The sequence below is a fragment of the Paracoccus salipaludis genome, assembly GCF_002287065.1.
GTDB lineage: Bacteria > Pseudomonadota > Alphaproteobacteria > Rhodobacterales > Rhodobacteraceae > Paracoccus > Paracoccus salipaludis.
In genome coordinates, this window is record NZ_NSJZ01000001.1 from 190,561 (window position 1) to 211,389 (window position 20,829).

Sequence of the window (20,829 nt, forward strand, 5' to 3'; positions counted from 1 at the left end):
GTGGACAACAAAACAGCGGTTCCGAACGCCGCCGGAGAGCAGAGATGACCACCACGAAGACCTCGGCGCGGACTCCCGCGCGCAGCCAGACATTGCCGCTCAACAGCATCCTCGCAGGCGACTGCATCGAGGTGATGAACGGGCTGCCCGAGGCCTCGGTGGACCTGATCTTCGCCGATCCGCCCTACAACCTGCAGCTTCGCGGAGAGCTGCACCGTCCCGACAACAGCCGCGTCGATGCGGTGGACGACGCCTGGGACCAGTTCGGCAGCTTCGCGGCCTATGACCGTTTCACCCGCGACTGGCTGGCCGCCGCGCGCCGGTTGCTGAAGCCCACGGGCGCGATCTGGGTGATCGGCAGTTATCACAACATCTTCCGCGTCGGCGCCGAGCTGCAGAACCAGGGCTACTGGATCCTGAACGACGTGGTCTGGCGCAAGTCGAACCCGATGCCGAACTTCCGCGGCAAGCGGCTGACCAACGCGCATGAAACGCTGATCTGGGCGTCCAAGGCCGAGGGTGCGAAATACACCTTCAACTACGAGGCGCTGAAGTCCCTGAACGAGGGCATCCAGATGCGCTCGGACTGGAACCTGCCGATCTGCACCGGGGGCGAGCGGCTGAAGGACGCCGAGGGCGGCAAGGCGCATCCGACGCAGAAGCCGGAAAGCCTGCTGCACCGGGTGCTTGTCGGCACGACGAATCCCGGCGACGTGGTGCTGGACCCCTTCTTCGGCACCGGCACCACCGGGGCCGTCGCCAAGATGCTGGGCCGCGACTGGATCGGGATCGAGCGCGAGGCCGCCTATCGCGAAGTCGCCGAGCGTCGCCTGGCCCGCGTCCGCCGCCTCGACGCGGCCGCGCTGGCCACGACCACCAGCAAGCGGGCCGAGCCGCGCATTCCCTTCGGCCAGGTGGTCGAGCGGGGGATGCTGCGCCCGGGCGAGGAACTGGTTTCCCTGAGCGGCCGCCACACCGCGCGGGTGCGCGCGGACGGCTCGGTGATCGGGCGCGACGTGAAGGGCTCGATCCACCAGGTCGGCGCTGCGCTGGAAGGCGCTCCCTCGTGCAACGGCTGGACCTATTGGCATTTCCGCCGTGACGGGAAGATGATACCCATCGACATCCTTCGTCAGCAGATTCGAGCCGAGATGGCCGAGACCGCCTGACGCAGGTTCGCCGGTGTCTCGGGCCGCAGGATCCTTCCTGGGCCGCGGGACAAACTCGCCCCGCCCGGGTCCGCCCCGGCGGGGCCTTTTTCCTTACAGCGCCCCGCGCGGCATCGGCGTCTCGCCGCGGTTGTAGGGCTTCCAGTCGGTGATGTCGGGATAGAACTGCCGCCGCCAGGCGCGCACGCGCGGGTTCATCCGCCGCCGCCACCAGGGCGGCACCATCGCCACGAAGGTCATCGCCGGATAGCCGAAGGGCAATTGCGGCGCCTCGTCCTCGGCATAGGTCTGAAGCAGCGGGAAGCGGCGGTCGGGCTTGTAATGGTGGTCCGAATGGCGCTGCAGGTTGATCAGCAGCCAGTTCGAGGCCGTGTGGCTTGCGTTCCAGCTGTGGCGGGGCAGGACATGCTCGTAGCGGCCTGCACCAAGATGCCGGCGGGTCAGTCCGTAATGCTCGACATAGTTCGTCAGCTCGAGCTGCCAAATGGCGATGAAGGCCTGGAAGACGAACAGCAGGACGCCCTGCCAGCCGCCAAGGACAGCCGCCAGCAGCAGCATCCCCCCTTGCAGCGCGGCGTATCGCCAGAAGGGGTTGCGCCGGTGCCACACCGGGCGCCTGGCGCGCGCGAGCAGCTTCTTCTCGGCATGCCAGGCGGACCGGGGGCAGGTCCACAGCACGCGCAGGAAATACCGGAAGAACCCCTCGTTGTAGCGCGCCGTCACGGCATCGGCGGGGGTCGCCACCCAGGAATGATGGACCAGCAGATGCTCGGTCCTGAAATGCGAATACAGGTTCGAGGCGAGGATCAGGTCGCCCAGCCAGCGCTCGAAGCCAGGTTTCTGGTGCAGAAGCTCATGGGCATAGACCATGCCGATCGTGCCCGACATGACGCCGAGGCCGAAGAACACGCCCAGCTTCTCCCACCCGCCAAGATGCGCGACATGGGTGACGTACCAGATCGCCCAGAAGGTGACGGCCGCCTGGATCGGGAACCAGATCACCGTGATGGCGCGATGCCAGAACAGCCGCGCGACCGGCGTCTCGGCATCGGGGTTGTCGCCGTTCAGCCCCAGCAGCCCGTCGAGGGCCGTAACCAGATACCAGGCGTAGGACGGCATCAGCATGAACCACCAGCCGCCCCGGACGGCCGCCAGCACGGCCAGCGGCACCAGCCCCAGCGACATCCAGAAGGGCAGCGCGGATCGAAAAGAGAATGTCATGCGCGCCTTCTACCCCAGGGCGATCGCGAGTCGCCACCGGCTCATGCCTGACACGGACTTCCTTTCTCCGGGGTCAGGGCAAGCGGTGGTGCGGGCGGCGGGACTCGAACCCGCACGGGCTTCAGCCCCAGGGAGTTTAAGTCCCATGCGTCTACCATTCCGCCACGCCCGCAGCGGATGCCCTCCGCTAGGCCCTTCGAAGACGGGATTCAAGCGCGACCCTTGACCGGCGCCGATCTAGAAAAAATGCAGGGTTCCGACTCGAGGTCGGAACCCTGCATCCCCCGCGTGCCCCTCAACCACCGCACGCGAAACCTTGTCCTGTGGGCCTGCCCGGCCGTGACAAAGGTATGCCACGATGCGCGATTCGCGGCAAATGCGGATCGCGCAACATTCTATGCATTCAAGCTTGGTCTCGGGCGTGGCAGGGTCTATCTCCCCGGGCGAAAGCCAATGCCCGAAGGTGATCCGATGACCCAGCGCCTGCATCTCGTTTACGGCGGCGAACTCGTTTCGACCGACTCGCACGAGTTTCGCGATCCGTCCGCCATCCATGTCGTGGGGATCTTCCCCGACTTCGCCTCGGCCCATGCCGCCTGGAAGGCACAGGCCCAGCGGACCGTCGACCAGGCGCAGACGCGCTATTTCATCGCGCATCTGCATCGCCTGCACGACCCGGCCGAAGCCGCCGCCCAGGCGGGAACGGCCTGAGGACGGGCGGGCCGTGGCGGGAATCGGCGATCTCGCCTACTGGTGGCAACTGCGGGGGCCGCGTCCCGAGGGCGATCCTTCCGACCTGGTGCTGCCCCCCGGCGACGGCCCCCTGGTCCTGATGTGCGGTGGCGCGTCGGACCTGCGCGGGCTTGCGCAGGAACTGCGCCGCCGCCGCCCTGGCCTGCGGCTGGGGGCGCTGGGCCCCGTCGCCGTGGAACGCGGCGACCGTGCCGTGCCCGCCGTTCTGCCCGAGCCGCCGTCCGATCCGATCTCGGCCCGGCTGCTGGTCGAGCAGGCCGCGCCGGCGGCGCTGGTGCTGACCGACGGCGTGCTTCCGGCCGCCCTGATCGCCGCCTGCGACGAGGGCGACGTGCCGATCACCCTGGTCGCCAACCCCACCCAACTGGCCGCTGCGGCCGCCCGGCGCGTCTGGCGGGGCGCGCGCCGGGGGCCCGTCACGCGGCTCAGCCGGGTGCTGGTGCCCGACGAGGTCGCGCACGAGGCCGCGCTGCGCGAAGGCATCGCCCCCCAGCGGATCGAGGTCATCGGCACGGCCGCCCCCATCCTGCCGCCTCTGCGCTGCAACATGCGCGAGCTTGCGGCCCTGCGCCCGATGCTGCGCGACCGCCGCGTCTGGCTGGCCGCGTCGCTGCCCCTGCGCGAGGTCGTCCCCGTGCTGGCCGCGCAGGAGAACCTGCTGTCCGCCCACCACCGCGCGCTGCTGATCATCGCGCCCGCCCGCGCCGAGGAGGCCGCCGCCATCGCCGACGCGGCCGAGGCGCGCGGCCTTGCCGTGGCGCTGCGGGAGGCGGTGGACCCCGGACCCGACATCCAGGTCCTCGTGGCCGAGGACAGCGCCGAACTGGGGCTCTGGTATCGCCTCGCCTCGGTCACCTACATGGGCGGAACGCTGACAAACGGCGCCGGGGTCGCGCGCCATCCCTTCGAGCCTGCGGCCCTGGGCTCGGCCATCGTCCATGGGCCGCACCTGTCGGCCCAGGCGGCCGAATGGCAGGGGCTGGACCGGGCAGGGGGCGCGCGGCGCATCCACGCGGCGAGCGCGCTGCCCGCGGCGATCGAGGATCTGAGCGCCCCCGACGCGGCTGCGCGGCTTGCACGATCGGCGTGGGAGGTTTCCACCGCCGGGGCGGAGATCACCCGCCGTATCGCCGACGCGATCCTGTCGGACCTGCCCGAGGGCGCGCCATGAGGGCCACGCCTCCATGCTGACCGCGCCAGCCTTCTGGAACCGCCCGCCCGGTGCGGCCGCCCGCGCGCTGGCCCCCTTGGGGGCGCTTTACGCCCGCGCCACGGCCCGGCGGCTGGAAGGCGGCCCGCGCCTGCGCATGGGCGTGCCGGTGATCTGCGTCGGCAACCTCAATGCCGGCGGCACTGGTAAGACCCCGACGGTCATCGCCCTGATCGAGCGATTGTCCGCGCGCGGGATTGCTGCCCATGTGGTCAGCCGGGGCCACGGCGGGTCCGAGGCAGGCCCCCTGCGCGTGGACGAGCGCCGCCATTCCGCCGCGCAGGTGGGCGACGAGCCGCTGCTGCTGTCGGCCTTCGCCCCGGTCTTTGTGGCAAAGGACCGCACGGCAGGGGCGAAGGCGGCGGTCGAGGCGGGCGCGCAGGCGATCCTGCTGGATGACGGCTTCCAGGACCCGAGCCTCGCGCAGGACCTGGCGCTGGTCGTGGTGGACGCAGCCCGCGGCTGGGGCAACGGACTCTGCCTGCCCGCCGGTCCCCTGCGAGAGCCGGTGGCGGCGGGCCTGTCCCGCGCCGACCTCGTGCTGACGATCGGAGAAGCGGCCGCGCAGGACAGCTTCACCGCCCGCTGGCCCGCGTTGCCCGTGCCGCGCGTCACGGGGCGGCTGAAGCCGCTGATGACGGGCATGGATTGGGAAGGGCTGCGCGCCCTGGCCTTTGCGGGCATCGGACACCCGGACAAGTTCTTCGCGACGCTTCGCAGTCTTGGGGCCGAGATCGTCCGTGCCGAGGCGCTGGCCGATCACCAGCCCTTTTCACGCCAGATGCTGACGCGGCTGGAAACCGAGGCGCGGATGCTGGGCGCCCAACTGGTCACGACGGAAAAGGACGCCGCGCGCCTGCCGCGCAGCTTCCGACCCAAGGTCCTGACGCTGCCCGTGCGGCTGGCCTTCGACGATCCGGCGCCGCTGGACGCCGCGCTGGACCGCATCTTCGGGTGAGGGGGGCGGCAGGACGCCCCCCCCCCCCTTTATTTGTGTCAGTTCGCGGCGGTGGGGGCAGCGGCCAGCTTCTCGTCGATCTTGGCCTTCAACTCCTCCCACGGGGCATTGCGCACGGTTTCGCCGCCGATGATGAAGGTCGGTGTCCCTTCGATCTTGTCGGCCACGGCGTTCTGCTGGAAGGTCGCCAGCAGGCTTTCCACCTTGGCCTGGTCCTTCCAGCAGGCGTCCATCTGCTCGCCCGAGAAGCCCGCGGCGGCGCCGATCTTGCGCAGGTTCGCGGCCAGTTCGTCGCCGGTCTTGGCGCCCAGCCATTCGCGCTGCTTTTCGAACAGCATTCCCGCAATCGGGTAGAACTTCTCCTCGCCGCCGCAGCGGGCAAGGATGCCGGCCCACAGGCCCGGTTCGTCGAAGTAGACGTCGCGCTGGGTGAAGCGGACCTTGCCGGTGTCGATGTATTCCGCCTTGAGCTGCGGATAAACGTCGTTGTGGAAGGCCGCGCAGTGGCCGCAGGTGAAACTGGCGTATTCGATCATCTCGACCGGCGCATCCTCGGCGCCCTGCCAGTAGTCGGGCTGGGTGGCAGGTGCCTGCGCCGGCGTGGAGGCGGGCGCGGCCTCGGCGGGCGCCGGCGTCGCGGTCTGGGCCGCGGCGGGCAGCGCCAGCATGGCAAGCACTGCGGCCGAGACGAGGCTGCGAAGGGTCGGGGTCATGGGGTGGCCTTTCAGTCCTGGGAAAAGAGCGGCCGCTTCCGCGTGTCGCGGGCAGCCCGCGCAAGCGCCAGCCGCCGCATGGAATCGGCAAGTTTCGGATCGTCGAAGCGCGCGGCAACCGCCTCGGCGCTGGCCACGACCTCGGGCAACGGCGCCGGAGGCTGCTGCGGAAGGGCAGGGCGGAACTGCGCCTGCCCTTCGGCGAAACCCTGCGCGGCGGTCTGCGTGACGACGATCCGCGAGATGGCGTTGAAGCCGTAGACCGCGTTCACCCGCTCGCGCAGGCGCGGCAGTTGCATCTGCACCAGGGGCGCATGGGCCCCGTCGGTCAGCACCGTCAGCGTGGCGCCCATGCCCTTGCCATGGGTCACCTTGACGGGGCGGGTATGGGCGGCGGTTTCAGGGCCCACGATCTCGGGCCAGTCGGTCAGCAGGCGGGCCACCGCGAAGCCGCGCTTTTCGGCGGCGCGGCGCAGGTCGGGGGCAACCAGCGCAGCGGCAGGCTCGAACCCCCGCATCCGGCGCCGGGGGGGCGCGTCGGGACCTTTGGCGCTCTTGCGGGCGCGAGGGGGCTGCGGACTGGACGTCATGGCCTCGGGCGTCTGTTGGTGGGATCAATCTGGACGCTTCCCGCGCCGGATGCCAGACGGGTGCGATGAGCACCGGGGCAAACTTGCGTGAAACCGCCGTCAGCCAGCAGGCCGCGCCGCGCCTGCTGGAATGGTACGACCGCCATGCCCGGGTGCTGCCCTGGCGCGCGCCGCCCGGCGCACCGGCGATGGACCCCTATCGCGTCTGGCTGTCCGAGATCATGCTGCAGCAGACCACCGTCGCGGCTGTGAAATCCTATTTCCAGCGCTTCACGGCGCTGTGGCCGACGGTTCAGGCGCTGGCAGCCGCCGACGAGGCGCAGGTCATGGCCGAATGGGCGGGCCTCGGCTATTACGCCCGCGCCCGCAACCTGGTCGCCTGCGCCCGCCAAGTCGCCGCGGCCCGCGGCTTTCCCGACACGCGCGAGGCCCTCGCGCAGCTGCCCGGCATCGGTCCCTATACTTCGGCCGCCATCGCCGCGATCGCCTTCGACCAGCCGGAAACCGTGGTGGACGGCAACGTCGAGCGCGTCGTTTCGCGCCTTTTTGCCGTCCTGACGCCGCTTCCCGCGGCCCGGCGCGAGTTGACGGAACTGGCCTCGACCCTGACCCCGCAGGCGCGACCGGGAGATTTCGCCCAGGCGATGATGGATCTGGGGGCCACCATCTGCACGCCGCGCAACCCGGCCTGCGGCATCTGTCCCCTGATGGACCTTTGCGCCGCCCGCGCCCAGGGCATCGCCCCCGAGCTTCCCCGCAAGGCGCCCAAGGCCGCCAAGCCCCTGCGCACCGGCACCGCCTGGGTCGCGCTGGACGACCGCGCCGTCCTGCTGGAACGCCGCCCCGCGCGGGGCCTGCTGGGTGGAACGCTGGCCTTTCCGACAAGCGGCTGGGACGGCACCGACCTGCCGCCGCCGCAGGACGGTCCCTGGGACGCGGCAGGAGAGGTCCGCCACGTCTTCACCCATTTCGAACTGCGCCTGAGCGTGCTGTGCGCGCCCCTGGCCAACCCGACCAGGGGCGAGGTGACCCCGCGCGACGGCTTCGACCCGAACACCCTGCCGGGCCTGATGCGCAAGGTCTGGGCGCTGGCAAGCTGAAGCCGACGCCCGGACTTGATTCTGCCGGCTCGCCTGCACGGCAGGCAACCGCAGGCGTTTCCCCTCGCCGGAATAGCCTCGGGGATCGTCCTGAACGATGGGAAACCCCCGGTCGGGCCGCGACGGCAGGCCGTCTCAGACCCCCAGGCACCAGCGCATGATGGCCTTTTGGGCATGCAGGCGGTTCTCGGCCTCGTCCCAGACGACGCTGTTGGGCCCGTCCATGACGGCCGAGGTCACCTCGTCCTCGCGATGCGCGGGCAGGCAGTGCATGAACAGCGCATCCGGCTTGGCGTGGGACATCAGTTCCTCGTTCACCTGGTAGCCGCGCAGCATGTTGTGGCGCCGCTCCTTGGCCGACTGAGGGTCGTGCATGGACACCCAGGTATCGGCAAAGACGAGGTCGGCGCCCTGCACCGCCTTGACCGGGTCGCGCTCGATCTCGGCCCGCACTCCCTGAGCGCGGGCGAATTCGAACCACTCGAACTCGGGGTCCAGAGGTTGGGGCCCGGTGAAGGTGAAATCGAAGCCGAACTGGCCCGCCGCGTGCATCACGCTGGCGCAGACGTTGTTGCCGTCGCCGACCCAGACCACCTTGCGTCCCGCGATGGGGCCGCGGTGTTCCTCGAAGGTCATCACGTCGGCCATGATCTGGCAGGGATGGGTGCGGTTCGTCAGCCCGTTGATGACGGGCACGGTCGCGTATTCCGCCATCTCCAGCAGCGTCGCCTCTTCGAAGGTGCGGATCATGATGAGATCGACGTAACGGCTGAGGACGCGGGCGGTGTCGGCAATGGTCTCGCCATGACCCAGCTGCATCTCCTGCCCGGACAGGACCAGGGTCTGCCCCCCCATCTGCCGCACGCCGAGGTCGAAGCTGACGCGGGTCCGGGTCGAGGGCTTTTCGAAGATCAGCGCGACCATGCGGTCCGCCAGCGGCTGCCTGGGGTCCGGCGCGCCCTTGGGCTGGCCGTCGCGCGCGTCCTTCATGGCCCGGGCGCTGTCGATGATCGCCCGCAGGTCGTTCTTGGGCGTGGTGTGGATGTCGAGAAAGCTGTTCATCTTTGGTGTCCTGTTCCGTTCCGTGGGGCGAGATCGCGGGCGCTATCGTCGGCGCCCGAATCCCCGGGGGCTCGGAACGGAACGGAGGGCGAGGGCGGGCAGCTTGATCGGCGTGAACATGATCGCGGCACTTCACCGGGACGCCATGCCGGGGTCAAGCCCCGTCGCCGCAGGATCCGGGCCCGAGGGGGCTTCTTTCTGATCCAAATACCCCGGGGGCGCGGGGGCGGAGCCCCCGTTTCACCCGGACCGGGTCGGCCGGTCGAAGACCTTGCGCCCCATCAGGCTGCCGACGAGGTCCACCATCATCCTGGACGTCTTGCCGCGCTCGTCCAGGAAAGGGTTCAGTTCGACCAGGTCCAGCGAGGTCATCAGCCCGCTTTCATGGATCAGCTCGCAGACCAGATGCGCCTCGCGGAAGGTCGCCCCGCCCGGAACCGTGGTGCCGACCGCCGGCGCGACGGACGGATCAAGGAAATCCACGTCGAGGCTCACGTGCAGCATCCCGTTCGCCGCGCGCACCTTTTCAAGGAAGGCCCGCATCGGCACGGCGAATCCGAACTCGTCCAGCACGCGCATGTCGTTGACGGTGATCTCCGACTGCTCCAGCGCCGCGTGCTCGGCCGGATCGACGCTGCGGATGCCGAAAAGGCAGATGTTCTCCTCGGGAACCCGAGCGGGAAAGGGGGGAAAGGCCTCGAAGCCCGGCCGCCCGGCGATATAGGCGATGGGGGTGCCGTGCAGGTTGCCCGACTCGGTCGTGGCCACGCTGTGGATGTCGGTGTGCGCGTCCAGCCACAGAACGAACAGCGGTCGCCCCTGCGCCTTCGCATGGGCCGCCACGCCCGCGACCGATCCCAGCGACAATGAATGATCCCCGCCGAGGAAGATCGGCATTCCCTCGGCCATCGCGCGCTCGCCCGCCTCGGCCAGGACGCGGGTCCAGGCGACCGTCTCGGGCAGGTGGCGCACGGCGGCATTGGGCGCCACCTCGCTGCCCAGTGCGCCGGGCGCGAGATCGCCCCGATCCTCGACGCCGTGGCCGAGGCTCTGCAGCGTCCGCGCGATCCCGGCGACGCGGTAGGCGGCGGGCCCCATCAGGCAGCCTGGCCTCTGCTGGCCGCTGTCCACGGGGGCGCCGATCAGGATGCAATGGGTCATGGAAGCCTCGGAAACTGGATGCGCGGCGAGGTTGCGGGCCCGAGCGCCCGAGGTCAACCGCGCGCCAGCGCCACGCTTGCCGTGCCGATCAGCCCCACGCCCGACAGGAACAGCAGCACCAGCGCCGCCCGCCGGATCGCCAGCGGGGAAACGCGGGGCGGAAAGCGGCGCGCCGCCCATGTCCCGACAGCCACCGCCAGCAGCGCGCCCGCAAGCGCGATGGCGGTCAGCCGGTCGAAGCTGCGGTCCGCCGCCGTCAGCACCAGCCTGAAGGCCTGGGTGATCACGAAATAGACCACCAGCGTCACCCGGATCGTGTCCAGCGTCAGCGGCTGGCGATACAGAAGCCAGATCAGCGGCGGCCCCGAGGTGGCGAACAGTCCACCCATGATGCCGCCCGTGGCCCCGGCGACACCGAAGGCCGGGGTGGGCGAGCGCGCCTCCCAGGGCTGCGGGCGGTGGACCAGTTGCAGCGCGGCCACCGCGATGAAGACGCCCAGGATCAGCCGCAGCCATTCAAGCGCCGATCCGACCATCCAGTGCAGCAGCCAGTAGCCCAGCGCGATCATCGGGGTCGCGCCGATCACCGCGGCGATCACCGCCTTGCGGTCGGCGTGGTGGTGGTCGCGCCACAGCACCATCGCCCCGTTCAGCAGCACCAGGATCGAGATGATCTGCGCCGTCACCGGCACCGGCAGCAGGCCGAAGAGCGTCGTCCCGCTCATCACGATCAGGCCCAGCGCAAAGCCCGTCAGCGTCTGCGACCAGGCCCCCAGCGCGCTGAGGCCCCAGAAGGCCAGCAGCGCGGACCAGCCGACCTCAGGCACGGACGCCCTTAAACCGCTCCTGCCACTCGTCGCGCTGCTCGTCGGTGATCTTGGCGAAAAGCACCTCGGGGACGTCGAAGGCGTGGCCGGGGGGCAGGGTGGCCAGCGCGGCCGTCACGTCGTCGGGCCAGGCGCGGTCCTCCGTCCGCATCGCGGCCAGCATCGCGTCGGCCGCGAAGGGGATGAAGGGGGACGACAGCACCGCGTAAAGGCGGATCAGGTTCAGGCCGAGGCGCACCTGCATCGCGGCCTTTTCCGGGTCCGTCTTGAAGGTGGACCAGGGCGCGGCCGATTGCAGGTATTCGTTGCCCAGCACCCAGATCGCGCGCAGTTCGTTCGCGGCCTTGCGGACCTCCATCGCCTCCATGAAGCCCTCGTAGGCCCGGATGCGGGTGGTCAGCGCCTCGACCAGCGCCTGCTCCTCGGCGCCGTAGCTGCCGCCCTCGGGGATGGTTTCACCGAACTTGGACCGGCAGAACTTGGTGATGCGGCTGACGAAGTTGCCCAGCACGTCCGCCAGGTCCTTGTTCACCGACTGCTGGAAGTTTTCCCAGGTGAACTCGGAATCCGATCCCTCGGGCGCATGGGACAGAAGCCACCAGCGCCAGTAGTCCGCGGGCAGGATCGACAGCGCCTGGTCCTGGAAGACGCCGCGGCCCTGGCTGGTCGAGAACTGGCCGCCGTCATAGGTCAGGTAGTTGAAGGACTTGATGTAATCGACCAGCCTCCAGGGCTCGCCCGAGCCGATGATCGTCGCTGGGAACGACAGCGTGTGGAACGGCACGTTGTCCTTGCCCATGAACTGGGTGTAGCGCACATCCCCGGCGCCCTCGTCCAGCCGCCACCAGCGGCGCCAGGCGGCGTCGGGCTCGCCCCGCGCATCGGCCCATTCCTTGGTCGCGGCGATGTATTCGATGGGGGCGTCGAACCAGACGTAGAAGACCTTGCCCTCCATCCCCGGCCAGGGCTCGTCGCCCTTGCGGACGGGCACGCCCCAGTCGAGGTCGCGGGTGATGCCCCGGTCCTGCAGGCCCTCGCCGTCGTTCAGCCATTTCTTCGCGATCGAGGTCGTCAGGATTGGCCAGTCGGTCTTGCTGTCGATCCAGTCCGAAAGCTCCTGCCGCAAGGCCGACTGGCGCAGGTAGAGGTGCTTGGTTTCCCGCACCTCGAGATCGGTCGAGCCGCTGATCGCACTGCGCGGATTGATCAGGTCGGTAGGGTCGAGCTGCTTGGTGCAGTTCTCGCACTGGTCGCCGCGCGCCTTGTCATAGCCGCAGTTGGGGCAGGTGCCCTCGATATAGCGGTCGGGCAGGAAGCGGCCGTCGGCATTGGAATAGATCTGCCGCTCGGACACCTCGGCGATCAGCCCGTTCTCGGCCAGCTTGCCCGCGAAATGCTGCGTCAGGCGCTGGTTCTGCAGGCTCGACGAGCGGCCGAAGTGGTCAAAGGACAGGCCGAAGCGGCGGGCGATGTCGGCCTGCACCTCGTGCATCTCGGCGCAGAAGACGTCCACCGGCTTGCCGGCCTTGGCGGCGGCAAGCTCGGCCGGAGTGCCGTGCTCGTCGGTGGCGCAGACGAACATCACCTCATTGCCCCGCGCCCGCTGGAAGCGGGCAAACAGATCGGCGGGCAACTGGCTGCCGACCAGGTTCCCCAGGTGCTTGATGCCGTTGATGTAGGGGATGGCAGAGGTGATGAGATGGCGGGCCATGCGGGCTCCTGAAGGCAGGTCGGGGGCTGTTTACCCAAGCGGCGCGGTCATTGCCAGAGCGGCAGGGCCTTGTTTCGCCTGCGGGGCAGTTCAGGGCGACCGCTGGGGGTCACGAGGGTCCGCAAGGTTCCTTCACCGGGATTTTCATGGCCCGTCTCTCGTCCCGGCCGCCCTTGCCTCTGGCTGCGGCAATGGTCAGGCGCGCGCAGGTCGATCTGCAGGTCCCGGACATCCGGATCGATACCCGCCTTGCGGAAGGACAGGGTTCCACGGGAGCCCCTGCCCCCGGGTGGGACAGCGACCCGCCGCCGGTGACTGCATCGGTGAAGAAGGGGGCTCTGCCCCCGCCGTGCGCCGCACGGCTCCCCCGGGATATTTGTGTCCGGCCCGAGGAGGCCATGGCGTGAGGGCCCCAATGCACCGTGCAAGGGAGGAGTGCCGTCGTTCGCATTGCCAAAGGGCAGCGAAGCGGCACGGGGACCGGAACGTGGTGGAGGTGGTCGGTACCGGTGGCAGGCGTCGGAGGGGGTGGCTCACGTCTGCGGAAGGGCCGCCTTCCCGCTGCCGCTGAAAAAAGAACGCCCCCGTTCCGGCGGTGAAGCAGGGAACGGGGGCGCCTCGGTCCGGAGCGGTCATCGGCGTCCCCGCCTGTCCCGCCCTGTCATATTGGCAGCGGAGTCTTGAGACTTCGTAAAGGGCGCCCCGGGCCGGACAGAAACATTCCCGGGGAGCGATGGGGCAGAAAGCCCCCGGCTGCCGAGAGTTCGACCGGGCGCCGGAAAGGCTGCCTCAGCGCCGCCGGTCCCGACGTGCGCTCATCGGCTGGAAGGCCACGCCGACATGGGCCTCGCAGTAAGGCTTGCCGGCGGTGCTGGGCAGGCCGCAGAACCAGAACTTTTCCGTCGCGGGATCGCCGATCGGCCATTTGCAGGTCCGCTCGGTCAGTTCCATCAGCGACAGCTTCAGGGCGCGCTTCTCGACTTCGCGGACCGAGGCGAGCGTTTCGGGCGAGATCTCGTTGGCCGAGGGCTGCGGGGGCAGGGGCTGGCCCGCAGGCACGATGGGCCGGCGGGGCGCAAAGACCGGCTGCGGCGCGGGCTGCGGCTCGGGGGCCTCGGCGGTTTCCGCCTCGGGCTCGGGCTCGGGTTCGGGCTCGACGCGCGGGGCTTCGGCCGGGGCGGCCGCGGCAACGGGCTCGGCGACGGGCTGGGGCTCGGGCGCGGCGGGGGCGGCAGGCTGGTCCTCGCCCTCGACGCGGTTCGACAGGCCCAGGCGATGCACCTTGCCGATCACGGCGTTGCGGGTCACCCCGCCCAGCTCCTTGGCGATCTGGCTGGCCGACTGACCCTCGGCCCACATGCGTTTCAGTGTCTCGACGCGTTCGTCGGTCCAGGACATGGGTTGCTCCTTGACGGCTGGCGGGCTTGCACAAGCCGCGCGGCGCGGTTCTAACCGGGAATGCCCGGAAATAGCGCCCCGCGCCCGCAGTTTCAAGGATCGCCCATGACCTCCCCGACATCCGCCGACTATGGCGCCATGCCCGTCCGCCGCTTCGGGCGGGTCAACTGGCTGGGGACGGCGACGCTGGCCGCGCGCGAGATCCGGCGCTTCATGACCGTCTGGCAGCAGACCGTGCTGGCGCCGCTGATGACGGCAGGGCTGTTCGTCGTGGTCTTCGTCGTGGCGCTGGGCCGCGGCCGGGGCGAGGTCATGGGCCTGCCCTTTGTCGAGTTCCTGGGCCCAGGCATCCTGATGATGACGGTGATCCAGACCGCCTTCGCCAACAGCTCGTCCTCGCTGATCTCGTCCAAGATGCAGGGCAACATCGTGGACACGCTGATGCCGCCCCTGTCGGCGGCCGAGATCCTGGCGGGTTACCTCGCGGGCAGCCTCGCGCGGTCGCTGCTGGTCGCGGGGGTGATCGGGATCGGGCTGGCGCTGCTGGTGGGGCATGTCGCCGTCCATCCGCTGCTGGCGTCGGCCTTCATCGTCCTGGGGGCGCTGATGCTGGGCGGGTTGGGACTGCTGGGCGGGATCATCGCGCAGAAGTTCGACCAGATGGCGGCGCTGACGAACTTCGTCGTGACGCCCCTCTCCTTCCTGTCGGGCACCTTCTATTCGGTCCAGGCGCTGCCCGAGCCCTTCCGCACCCTGTCCCACTGGAACCCGATCTTCTATCTGATCGACGGCGCCCGCTATGGGTTCGCCGGGGTCAGCGACGCGCCGGTCGGGCGGGGTCTGGCCGTCTGCCTGCTGACGGTTGTCGCGGTCAACGCGCTTGCCTGGTGGTGGCTGCGCAGCGGTTTCCGCATGAAGGCGTGACGCGGCGTTGAAGGCGGCGGCCGCGCTTGGTAACGCTGCATCCCATGACGACGACTCGCTCCGCGCTGCGACGCTGATGCGTCCCATCCTCGCCCTTCGTGGCGGGGCCTTTCCTGTTCGTCACATCCCCAACACAGCCAAGGACCGACCCATGATCGACGCCGTCCTGCCGACCTACAATCGCGCGCCCCTTGCCTTTGAACGCGGTGAGGGCGCCTGGGCCATCGCTGCGGACGGCACCCGATACCTGGACCTGGGCGCGGGGATCGCGGTCAACGTGCTGGGCCATGCGAATCCCGAACTGGTCGCGGCCCTGACCGAGCAGGCCGGGAAGATCTGGCACGTGTCGAACCTGTACCAGATCCCGCAGCAGCAGCGGCTGGCCGAGCTGCTGGTGGGCAGCACCTTCGCCGACACGGTGTTCGTGACGAACTCGGGCACCGAGGCGGCAGAGCTGGCGATCAAGATGGTCCGCAAGTACTGGTCCGAGAAGGGCCAGCCCGACCGCATCGAGATCCTGACCTTCGAGGGCGCCTTCCACGGGCGGTCCACCGGGGCCATCGCGGCGGCGGGGTCCGAGAAGATGACCAAGGGCTACGGTCCCCTGATGCCCGGCTTCCGCACCCTGCCCTGGGGCGATCTGGCGGCGCTGGAGGCCGCGATCTCGGACCGGACTGCCGCCGTGATGCTGGAGCCGGTGCAGGGCGAAGGCGGCATCCGCCCGATGGCCGACGAGGACCTGCGGAAGATCCGCGCGCTGTGCGACCGCACCGGGGCGCTGCTGGTGCTGGACGAGGTGCAGTGCGGCATGGGCCGGACCGGACGGCTGTTCGCGCATGAATGGGCGGGCGTGACGCCCGACATCATGATGGTCGCCAAGGGCATCGGCGGCGGCTTCCCGCTGGGCGCGGTGCTGGCGACGGCCGAGGCGGCCTCGGGGATGGGCGTGGGCAGCCATGGGTCCACCTATGGCGGCAATCCCCTGGCCTGCGCGGTCGGGACCCGCGTGATGGAGATCGTCGCGGATGACGCCTTCCTGGCCGAGGTCAACCGCAAGGGCGCGCTGTTCCGGCAGAAGCTGGAAGGGCTGGTCGCGGCCCATCCCGATGTCTTCGAGGACGTGCGCGGTGTCGGGCTGATGCTGGGCCTGCGCTGCAAGGTGGCGCCGACAGAGGTGGTGGCTGCGGCCTATGACGAGCATCTGCTGACGGTGCCCGCCGCCGACAACGTCGTGCGCCTGCTGCCGCCGCTGAACATCTCCGACGAGGAGATCACCGAGGCGGTGGCCCGGCTGGACCGTGCGGCGACGACGCTGGAGGGGTGAGGCAAAGGGGGCTTGCGCCCCCGTGCCATGCGTTCGGGGGCGCAAGCCCCCGCCGCCGTGCGGCTGCCCCGGGAGGTTTGGACGAAGAAGACGCTCAGGCGAGTTCGTGGCGCCAGGGCGGGTCGGCGCCGGGGCGTGAAACCGTCACGGCGGCGGCGCGCGCCGCGTGGCGCAGAGCGGCGGCAAGGGTCGGCTCGTCGAGGTCGTCCAGTCTGTTCAGGGCGCCTGCGCGGGAAAGCGCGTCGAGGATGCCCGCGTTGAAGGTGTCGCCTGCGCCGATGGTGTCGGCGACGGTCACTTCGGCGGCGGACGCCTCGGCACGGTGACGGGGGGTGAAGGCCAGCGCGCCTTCCGCGCCGCTGGTCACCAGGACAAGGCGAGCGCCTCGGGACAGGAGGTCGCGGGCGATCCGCTCCCGGTCCGCCCCCGGCCAGAGCCAGGCGCAATCGTCGGCCGACAGCTTGACGATCGCGGACAGGCCGAGCAGCCGGTCGAGCCGGGCCCGGTAGGCGGCTTCGTCTGCGATGAAGAAGGGGCGCACGTTGGGGTCGAGCATGACCGGGACGCCCTGCTCCGCCGCCCGGGCCGCAAGCGTTTCCACGGTGGTCCCGCAGGGCTCGGCGACAAGGCTGATGCCGCCGATGAACAGCGCCTGCAGATCGGAGGGCAGGGGCGCCAGGTCCGTTTCGGCGAACATCCGGCCTGCCGAGCCCTCGTCGTAAAAGGAATAGCGCGCCTCTCCCCCGGCAAGGCTGACAACGGCGAGGGTGGTCGGCCGGTCCGTGCGGGGGCAGGCGGACGTGTCCACCCCGGCCCGTGCCAGCGGCCCGAGCAGCAGGTCGGAGAAGCCGTCGCGCGAGATCGGCCACAGGAAAGCGGCGCGCGCCCCCAGCCGGCCCAGCGCCACGGCGGTGTTGTAGACCGCACCGCCGGCGAGCGGCCGCAGCAGGCCGCCCGGCTGCGGGATCAGATCGATCAGTGCTTCGCCTGTGCAAAGGATCATCGGCCGGTCCCCGGTGCTGTCTTCAGGCGTGATAGGCTGGTGGAGCCGGCAGGGAAAGCAGCCGCGGGTCCCGGCTTCGGGGGACCGCAGCGGCCGGACCATGGGCGGAGGCGTGCAGGACGGACGGCGCAAAGGCCGGAGTTGCGGCCGAGCCGATGCGGATGTTGCCGCTGTCCGTCGCCAGCAGCAGGACCGCTGCCGCGATAAGCGCCAGGATGACGGCCGCGGCGATCTTCCAGACCGACCAGGGACGGTCGCCCTGGACCCGGCCCGACTGGCCGTTGACGACGAATCGGTAGCTTTTTCCGTTGTACTTGTAGGCGGCCAGCCAGACCGGCAGCAGGATGTGCTTGAAGGTTTCGTTGCTGTGATCGGTGTCCATCGCCTGGATCTGCTGGACGTCGCCGCCGATGTCGCGGCGCACGTCCCTGGCGATCACGCCCGCCATCTCCTGCCGGGCAATGGCGTGGCTGTCGGCCAGCGGGACCGTGTAGCCCTCGGCCTGGAAGCCGGACAGGTAGCGCGGGTCGTAGGCCACCAGATGCGACAGGTCCCAGGGCGCCAAGGCGTCCGTGTACTGGCGCGGCAGCGAGGTCGAGGCGAGCACCAGCACGTCGTTGAAGGCGCGGGCGATGCGGCCTGCGGCGGGGCTCCAGCGGGTGCGGACGACCTGCTGGGGGACGCGCTGCATCCGGCCGTTGACCTCCTGCATGACATAGACGGTTTCATAGTAATGGTCGCCCCGCATCCCGCGATAGGCGGTGCGGGTGTCGGCGTCGAAGGTCCAGAAGGGCGAATAGACCCCCTGCATCTGCCGCGACTTGCGGGCGTACTGCTGAAGGCCATTGGGGGCAAACCACAGACCCTTGAGCCATGCGTCCAGCGCGGCCCGCGCCTGGTCCTGCGTCAGCACGAAGGGCAGGACGCCCTGCGGCTTGATCAGCCGCGTGGTGCCGGTGTCGGTGACGACAGGGGTTGCGCAGAAGGGGCAGGTGCCGGCGTGGGTGTCGGTGCCGCGCTCGATCTTGGCGCCGCAGTTGGGGCAGGAAAGGGTGCGGACCGTTTCCGTCAGGTCGCTGCGGTCGTCGAGCCGCAGGCCCTGTTCCAGCGGAATTTCTTCAAGCTGCGGCGCCTTGTGGCCCGCATCCCACTGGATCGCGCGGCCGGTGGCGGGATCGCGCAGCAGCAGGTCCCGGTCCTCGGGCTGGCGGGCAGGGGCGCTGGCCGCCCCGGGCGAGATGCGTTGCAGGTGGCCGCAATAGGGGCAGACGAGCGCGTCCTGGCCCGGCGCGAACTGCAGGCTGCCGCCGCAGCTTTCGCAAGGGTAGCGGTGTTCGATCTGCGGTGTGGGCATCGGGCGTCCCGCCTGGTTGAGCCGTCGGTCCGGGGGCCAGCCCCCGGGCCCCCGGGATATTTGGGCGAAGAAGAACGGGCAGGTGCAGGCGGGGGGCGGGCGCCTGCGCGCCGGGTCACCGCTGCGGCAGCGGCGGGGGCAGCATGGTGAAGAGCTGGGCGAGAGCGGGGACCTCGTCGGCTTCCTTCCAGCCGTCCTGGCCCGGGGTCCAGACCAGCGTGTCCCGGGTGAAGCGGCCCTCGTTCATCAGGCGGCCGAGGTGCGCCTTGCCATAGGGACCGCTGGGCTGCCCCTCGATCGCCACGTGCCAGACGGTTTCCGACGGGATGGGCGGGGGCGCGATCATGTTGGGCTGCGCCTGCGGAAGCTGCGGCGGTTGAGGCGACGCGGGCCCCCAGGGACCGCGCAGCATCCCGCCCGCCATGCCCATGCCGAGGGCCGCGCCCATCCCAGCGCCGATGCCCGCGCCCATCCCCCCGTCGCGGGTCGAGGCGTTCAGCATGGATTCCGCCTGGGCATAATGGCCGAAGCGGTTGAGATCGCCCACGACCCCCATCGAGGTGCGCTTGTCGAGCATCCGCTCGACCTCGTCGGGCAGGCTGATGTTCTCGATGTAGAACTCGGGGATCGCGAGGCCGTATTGGGCGACGGTGGGTTCGATGGCGGTGGCGACGATCTTGCCGAGGTCCTGGGTGTTCGCGGCCATGTCGAGGACCGGGATGCCCGACCCTGCGATCACGCGCGAGAATTCCTGCACGATCACGTTGCGCAACTGGTAGCTGATCTCGTCCGCGGTGAATTCGCCGTCCGTGCCCACAATTTCCGACATGAAGCGGGCGGGGTCGGTCACGCGCATCGAATAGGTGCCGAAGGCGCGAAGGCGGACGGGACCGAATTCGGGGTCCCGCGCGATGATGGGGTTGCGGGTGCCCCATTTCAGGTTGTTGAAGCGCGTCGTGTTGACGAAGTAGATTTCCGACTTGAACGGGCTGCGGAAGCCGTGATGCCAGTGCTGAAGCCGCGTCAGCACCGGCATGTTGTTCGTTTCCAGCATGTACAGGCCAGGACCGAAGACATCGGCCAGCTGGCCCTCGTGGACGAAGACGGCCGCCTGGCCTTCGCGCACGGTCAGCTTGGCGCCGTACTTGATCGCGCGGCCGCGGGTCTCATAGCGCCAGACCATCGTGTCGCGGGTGTCGTCCACCCATTCGATGACGTCGATGAACTCGCCGGTCAGGAAGTCGAGGACCATGGTTTCCTCCTTGAACTTGCCCCCTCAAGCGCCAGGGGCGGGTGCGGGTTCCGGTCCGGATGCAAGCTCGGCCGCGATGCGGGCGACGATGGGGCGGGCCTCGGCCTCGGTCATGCCGGGGCGCAGGCGGGGGTCGTAGAGCATCTTCAGCAGGCGCTCGTCATGGGCCGTGAGATAGGCGAATTCCTCGTCGTCGTTGAAGATCGAGGGGCGCGCGGTCGGGCTGTCGTTGGCAAGGCCCATGCCCTGGGCCAGTTCCTCGTGGATGCAGCTGAGGCGCAGGCGATCGGGCAGTTCCGCCCGGATCACGGCGACGGCATTGGAATAGGCCGCGCCCGCACCAGGGGAATAGGCAAAGACGGTGCAGTAGTTCTGGGGGGCCAGCCGCTCGATCGCGCCGAGGTCGGCAGGGGGAATGCCGGGGATGGCGGCGGCGAGGCGGGGGCCGATGCTGCGGCGCTCGTCCTCGTTCACGATCATGACGACGAAATTGCCGTTGTCGCCTGTCAGGCCGACGGGGTGGCCGGTCGCGCGCTGCAGGCGGTCGGCGAAATCCGCCACCAGCCCGCGGTCGCGGGTGCGGGTCGCGGGCGGGACCGAGTCGCCGAAGATGACCGAGATGCGGACCGGGCGTTCCCATCGGCGCAGGGGCGCGGCATGGGCCTGGGGAACGAGGCGGCCGCCCTGCATGACATATTCGTCGCGCAGCGCGATCTGGATGAAATCCTCGGCCAGGCGGTCGGCGCCGGGCATTTCGCCGGAATCGGTCCGCAGCAGGCCCCGCGCCAGCAGGCTGTCCTGAACCCCGGAAAGATACTGCGCCATCATGGCGCTGGCCGGACCGGGCGCCGCGGCGGCGGTCGCCTGCGCGGCTTCGGCGCGTTCGCGGCGCAGGCGTTCCTGCAGGGTCTCGGGCCGGGGCGAGGGGGCGGGCACCACGGCGGGACGCGCGGCGGGCGCGGGCGGCGGTGCCGTGGGAGCTTGGGGCTCGGCCGAACAGGCGGCAAGCACCAGCAGGGCCGGAATGGACAGACGCCGCCCCAGGGACGGGGCGGCGCGAAAGGCGCGGAGGCGGTCGGTCACGGGAAAGGTCCGGTCT

Annotated in this window: 19 protein-coding genes and 1 tRNA gene; 7 read left to right on the forward strand and 13 right to left on the reverse strand. The window is 70.0% G+C overall.

Features of this window, described 5'->3' with window-relative positions; all coding sequences use genetic code 11:
- The first annotated feature begins 44 nt into the window (after nt 1-44).
- Nucleotides 45-1,169, forward strand: a complete 1,125-nt coding sequence (locus CK240_RS00945) for a site-specific DNA-methyltransferase (RefSeq protein WP_095638459.1) — start codon at nt 45-47, stop codon at nt 1,167-1,169.
- Between the two features lie 93 nt (nt 1,170-1,262).
- Here CK240_RS00945 and CK240_RS00950 read toward each other — a convergent pair whose 3' ends face one another.
- Together CK240_RS00950 and CK240_RS00955 are read right to left on the reverse strand one after the other, a co-directional pair.
- Entirely contained in the window at nt 1,263-2,390 is a 1,128-nt protein-coding gene (locus CK240_RS00950; RefSeq protein WP_095638460.1) for an alkane 1-monooxygenase, read from the reverse strand.
- Nucleotides 2,391-2,476: 86 nt separating this feature from the next.
- Nucleotides 2,477-2,562, reverse strand: a tRNA-Leu gene (locus CK240_RS00955).
- Between the two features lie 299 nt (nt 2,563-2,861).
- Between CK240_RS00955 and CK240_RS00960 the strand changes: the two genes are divergently transcribed.
- From CK240_RS00960 to lpxK, 3 genes are read left to right on the forward strand one after another with little or no spacing between them, the layout of a single operon-like run.
- Nucleotides 2,862-3,101: a DUF4170 domain-containing protein gene (locus CK240_RS00960; protein WP_095638461.1), complete on the forward strand. Its 240-nt coding sequence runs from the start codon at nt 2,862-2,864 to the stop codon at nt 3,099-3,101.
- 13 nt (nt 3,102-3,114) lie between these two features.
- Entirely contained in the window at nt 3,115-4,314 is a 1,200-nt protein-coding gene (locus CK240_RS00965) for a 3-deoxy-D-manno-octulosonic acid transferase (protein WP_095638462.1), read from the forward strand.
- Between the two features lie 16 nt (nt 4,315-4,330).
- Nucleotides 4,331-5,311 carry a tetraacyldisaccharide 4'-kinase gene (gene lpxK, locus CK240_RS00970; protein WP_420818597.1) on the forward strand — a complete coding sequence of 327 codons (981 nt, stop codon included), beginning with the start codon at nt 4,331-4,333 and terminating at the stop codon, nt 5,309-5,311.
- Nucleotides 5,312-5,349: 38 nt separating this feature from the next.
- Here the strand turns inward: lpxK and CK240_RS00975 are convergent, their stop codons facing one another.
- Together CK240_RS00975 and CK240_RS00980 are read right to left on the reverse strand one after the other, a co-directional pair.
- Complete coding sequence (locus CK240_RS00975; protein ID WP_095638464.1) at nt 5,350-6,024, reverse strand: DsbA family protein; 675 nt, start codon at nt 6,022-6,024, stop codon at nt 5,350-5,352.
- Between the two features lie 11 nt (nt 6,025-6,035).
- The gene (locus tag CK240_RS00980) at nt 6,036-6,614 is read right to left on the reverse strand and encodes a DUF721 domain-containing protein (RefSeq protein WP_095638465.1); all 579 of its coding nucleotides are present in this window, start codon (nt 6,612-6,614) and stop codon (nt 6,036-6,038) included.
- An 83-nt stretch (nt 6,615-6,697) separates the two neighbouring features.
- Between CK240_RS00980 and mutY the strand changes: the two genes are divergently transcribed.
- Nucleotides 6,698-7,714, forward strand: coding sequence for an A/G-specific adenine glycosylase (gene mutY, locus CK240_RS00985; RefSeq protein ID WP_420818598.1), 1,017 nt, complete (start codon nt 6,698-6,700; stop codon nt 7,712-7,714).
- A gap of 135 nt (nt 7,715-7,849) precedes the next feature.
- Here the strand turns inward: mutY and argF are convergent, their stop codons facing one another.
- From argF to CK240_RS01010, 5 genes are all read right to left on the reverse strand, one after another.
- Entirely contained in the window at nt 7,850-8,776 is a 927-nt protein-coding gene (gene argF / locus CK240_RS00990) for an ornithine carbamoyltransferase (RefSeq protein ID WP_095638467.1), read from the reverse strand.
- 240 nt (nt 8,777-9,016) lie between these two features.
- Nucleotides 9,017-9,937 (reverse strand): arginase, encoded by a 921-nt coding sequence (rocF, locus tag CK240_RS00995; protein WP_095638468.1) that lies wholly within the window; start codon nt 9,935-9,937, stop codon nt 9,017-9,019.
- Nucleotides 9,938-9,990: 53 nt separating this feature from the next.
- The gene (locus CK240_RS01000) at nt 9,991-10,764 is read right to left on the reverse strand and encodes a sulfite exporter TauE/SafE family protein (RefSeq protein ID WP_095638469.1); all 774 of its coding nucleotides are present in this window, start codon (nt 10,762-10,764) and stop codon (nt 9,991-9,993) included.
- The gene (gene metG / locus CK240_RS01005; RefSeq protein ID WP_095638470.1) at nt 10,757-12,475 is read right to left on the reverse strand and encodes a methionine--tRNA ligase; all 1,719 of its coding nucleotides are present in this window, start codon (nt 12,473-12,475) and stop codon (nt 10,757-10,759) included. The genes CK240_RS01000 and metG overlap by 8 nt, the downstream gene beginning before the upstream one ends.
- Nucleotides 12,476-13,264: 789 nt before the next feature.
- The gene (locus tag CK240_RS01010; protein WP_095638471.1) at nt 13,265-13,873 is read right to left on the reverse strand and encodes a GcrA family cell cycle regulator; all 609 of its coding nucleotides are present in this window, start codon (nt 13,871-13,873) and stop codon (nt 13,265-13,267) included.
- A gap of 105 nt (nt 13,874-13,978) precedes the next feature.
- Between CK240_RS01010 and CK240_RS01015 the strand changes: the two genes are divergently transcribed.
- Both CK240_RS01015 and CK240_RS01020 read left to right on the forward strand, forming a co-directional pair.
- On the forward strand, nt 13,979-14,797 hold the full coding sequence (locus CK240_RS01015; protein WP_240517229.1) for an ABC transporter permease: 819 nt from the start codon (nt 13,979-13,981) through the stop codon (nt 14,795-14,797).
- Between the two features lie 151 nt (nt 14,798-14,948).
- Nucleotides 14,949-16,121: an aspartate aminotransferase family protein gene (locus CK240_RS01020; RefSeq protein WP_095638472.1), complete on the forward strand. Its 1,173-nt coding sequence runs from the start codon at nt 14,949-14,951 to the stop codon at nt 16,119-16,121.
- A gap of 94 nt (nt 16,122-16,215) precedes the next feature.
- Here the strand turns inward: CK240_RS01020 and CK240_RS01025 are convergent, their stop codons facing one another.
- From CK240_RS01025 to CK240_RS01040, 4 genes are all read right to left on the reverse strand, one after another.
- Nucleotides 16,216-17,124 carry a carbohydrate kinase family protein gene (locus CK240_RS01025; RefSeq protein WP_095638473.1) on the reverse strand — a complete coding sequence of 303 codons (909 nt, stop codon included), beginning with the start codon at nt 17,122-17,124 and terminating at the stop codon, nt 16,216-16,218.
- Nucleotides 17,125-17,146: 22 nt separating this feature from the next.
- Entirely contained in the window at nt 17,147-18,478 is a 1,332-nt protein-coding gene (locus tag CK240_RS01030; RefSeq protein WP_240517230.1) for a TFIIB-type zinc ribbon-containing protein, read from the reverse strand.
- A gap of 115 nt (nt 18,479-18,593) precedes the next feature.
- The gene (locus tag CK240_RS01035) at nt 18,594-19,730 is read right to left on the reverse strand and encodes an SPFH domain-containing protein (protein ID WP_095638474.1); all 1,137 of its coding nucleotides are present in this window, start codon (nt 19,728-19,730) and stop codon (nt 18,594-18,596) included.
- A gap of 24 nt (nt 19,731-19,754) precedes the next feature.
- Nucleotides 19,755-20,813 carry a DUF2927 domain-containing protein gene (locus CK240_RS01040; protein ID WP_240517231.1) on the reverse strand — a complete coding sequence of 353 codons (1,059 nt, stop codon included), beginning with the start codon at nt 20,811-20,813 and terminating at the stop codon, nt 19,755-19,757.
- Between the last annotated feature and the right edge of the window lie 16 nt (nt 20,814-20,829).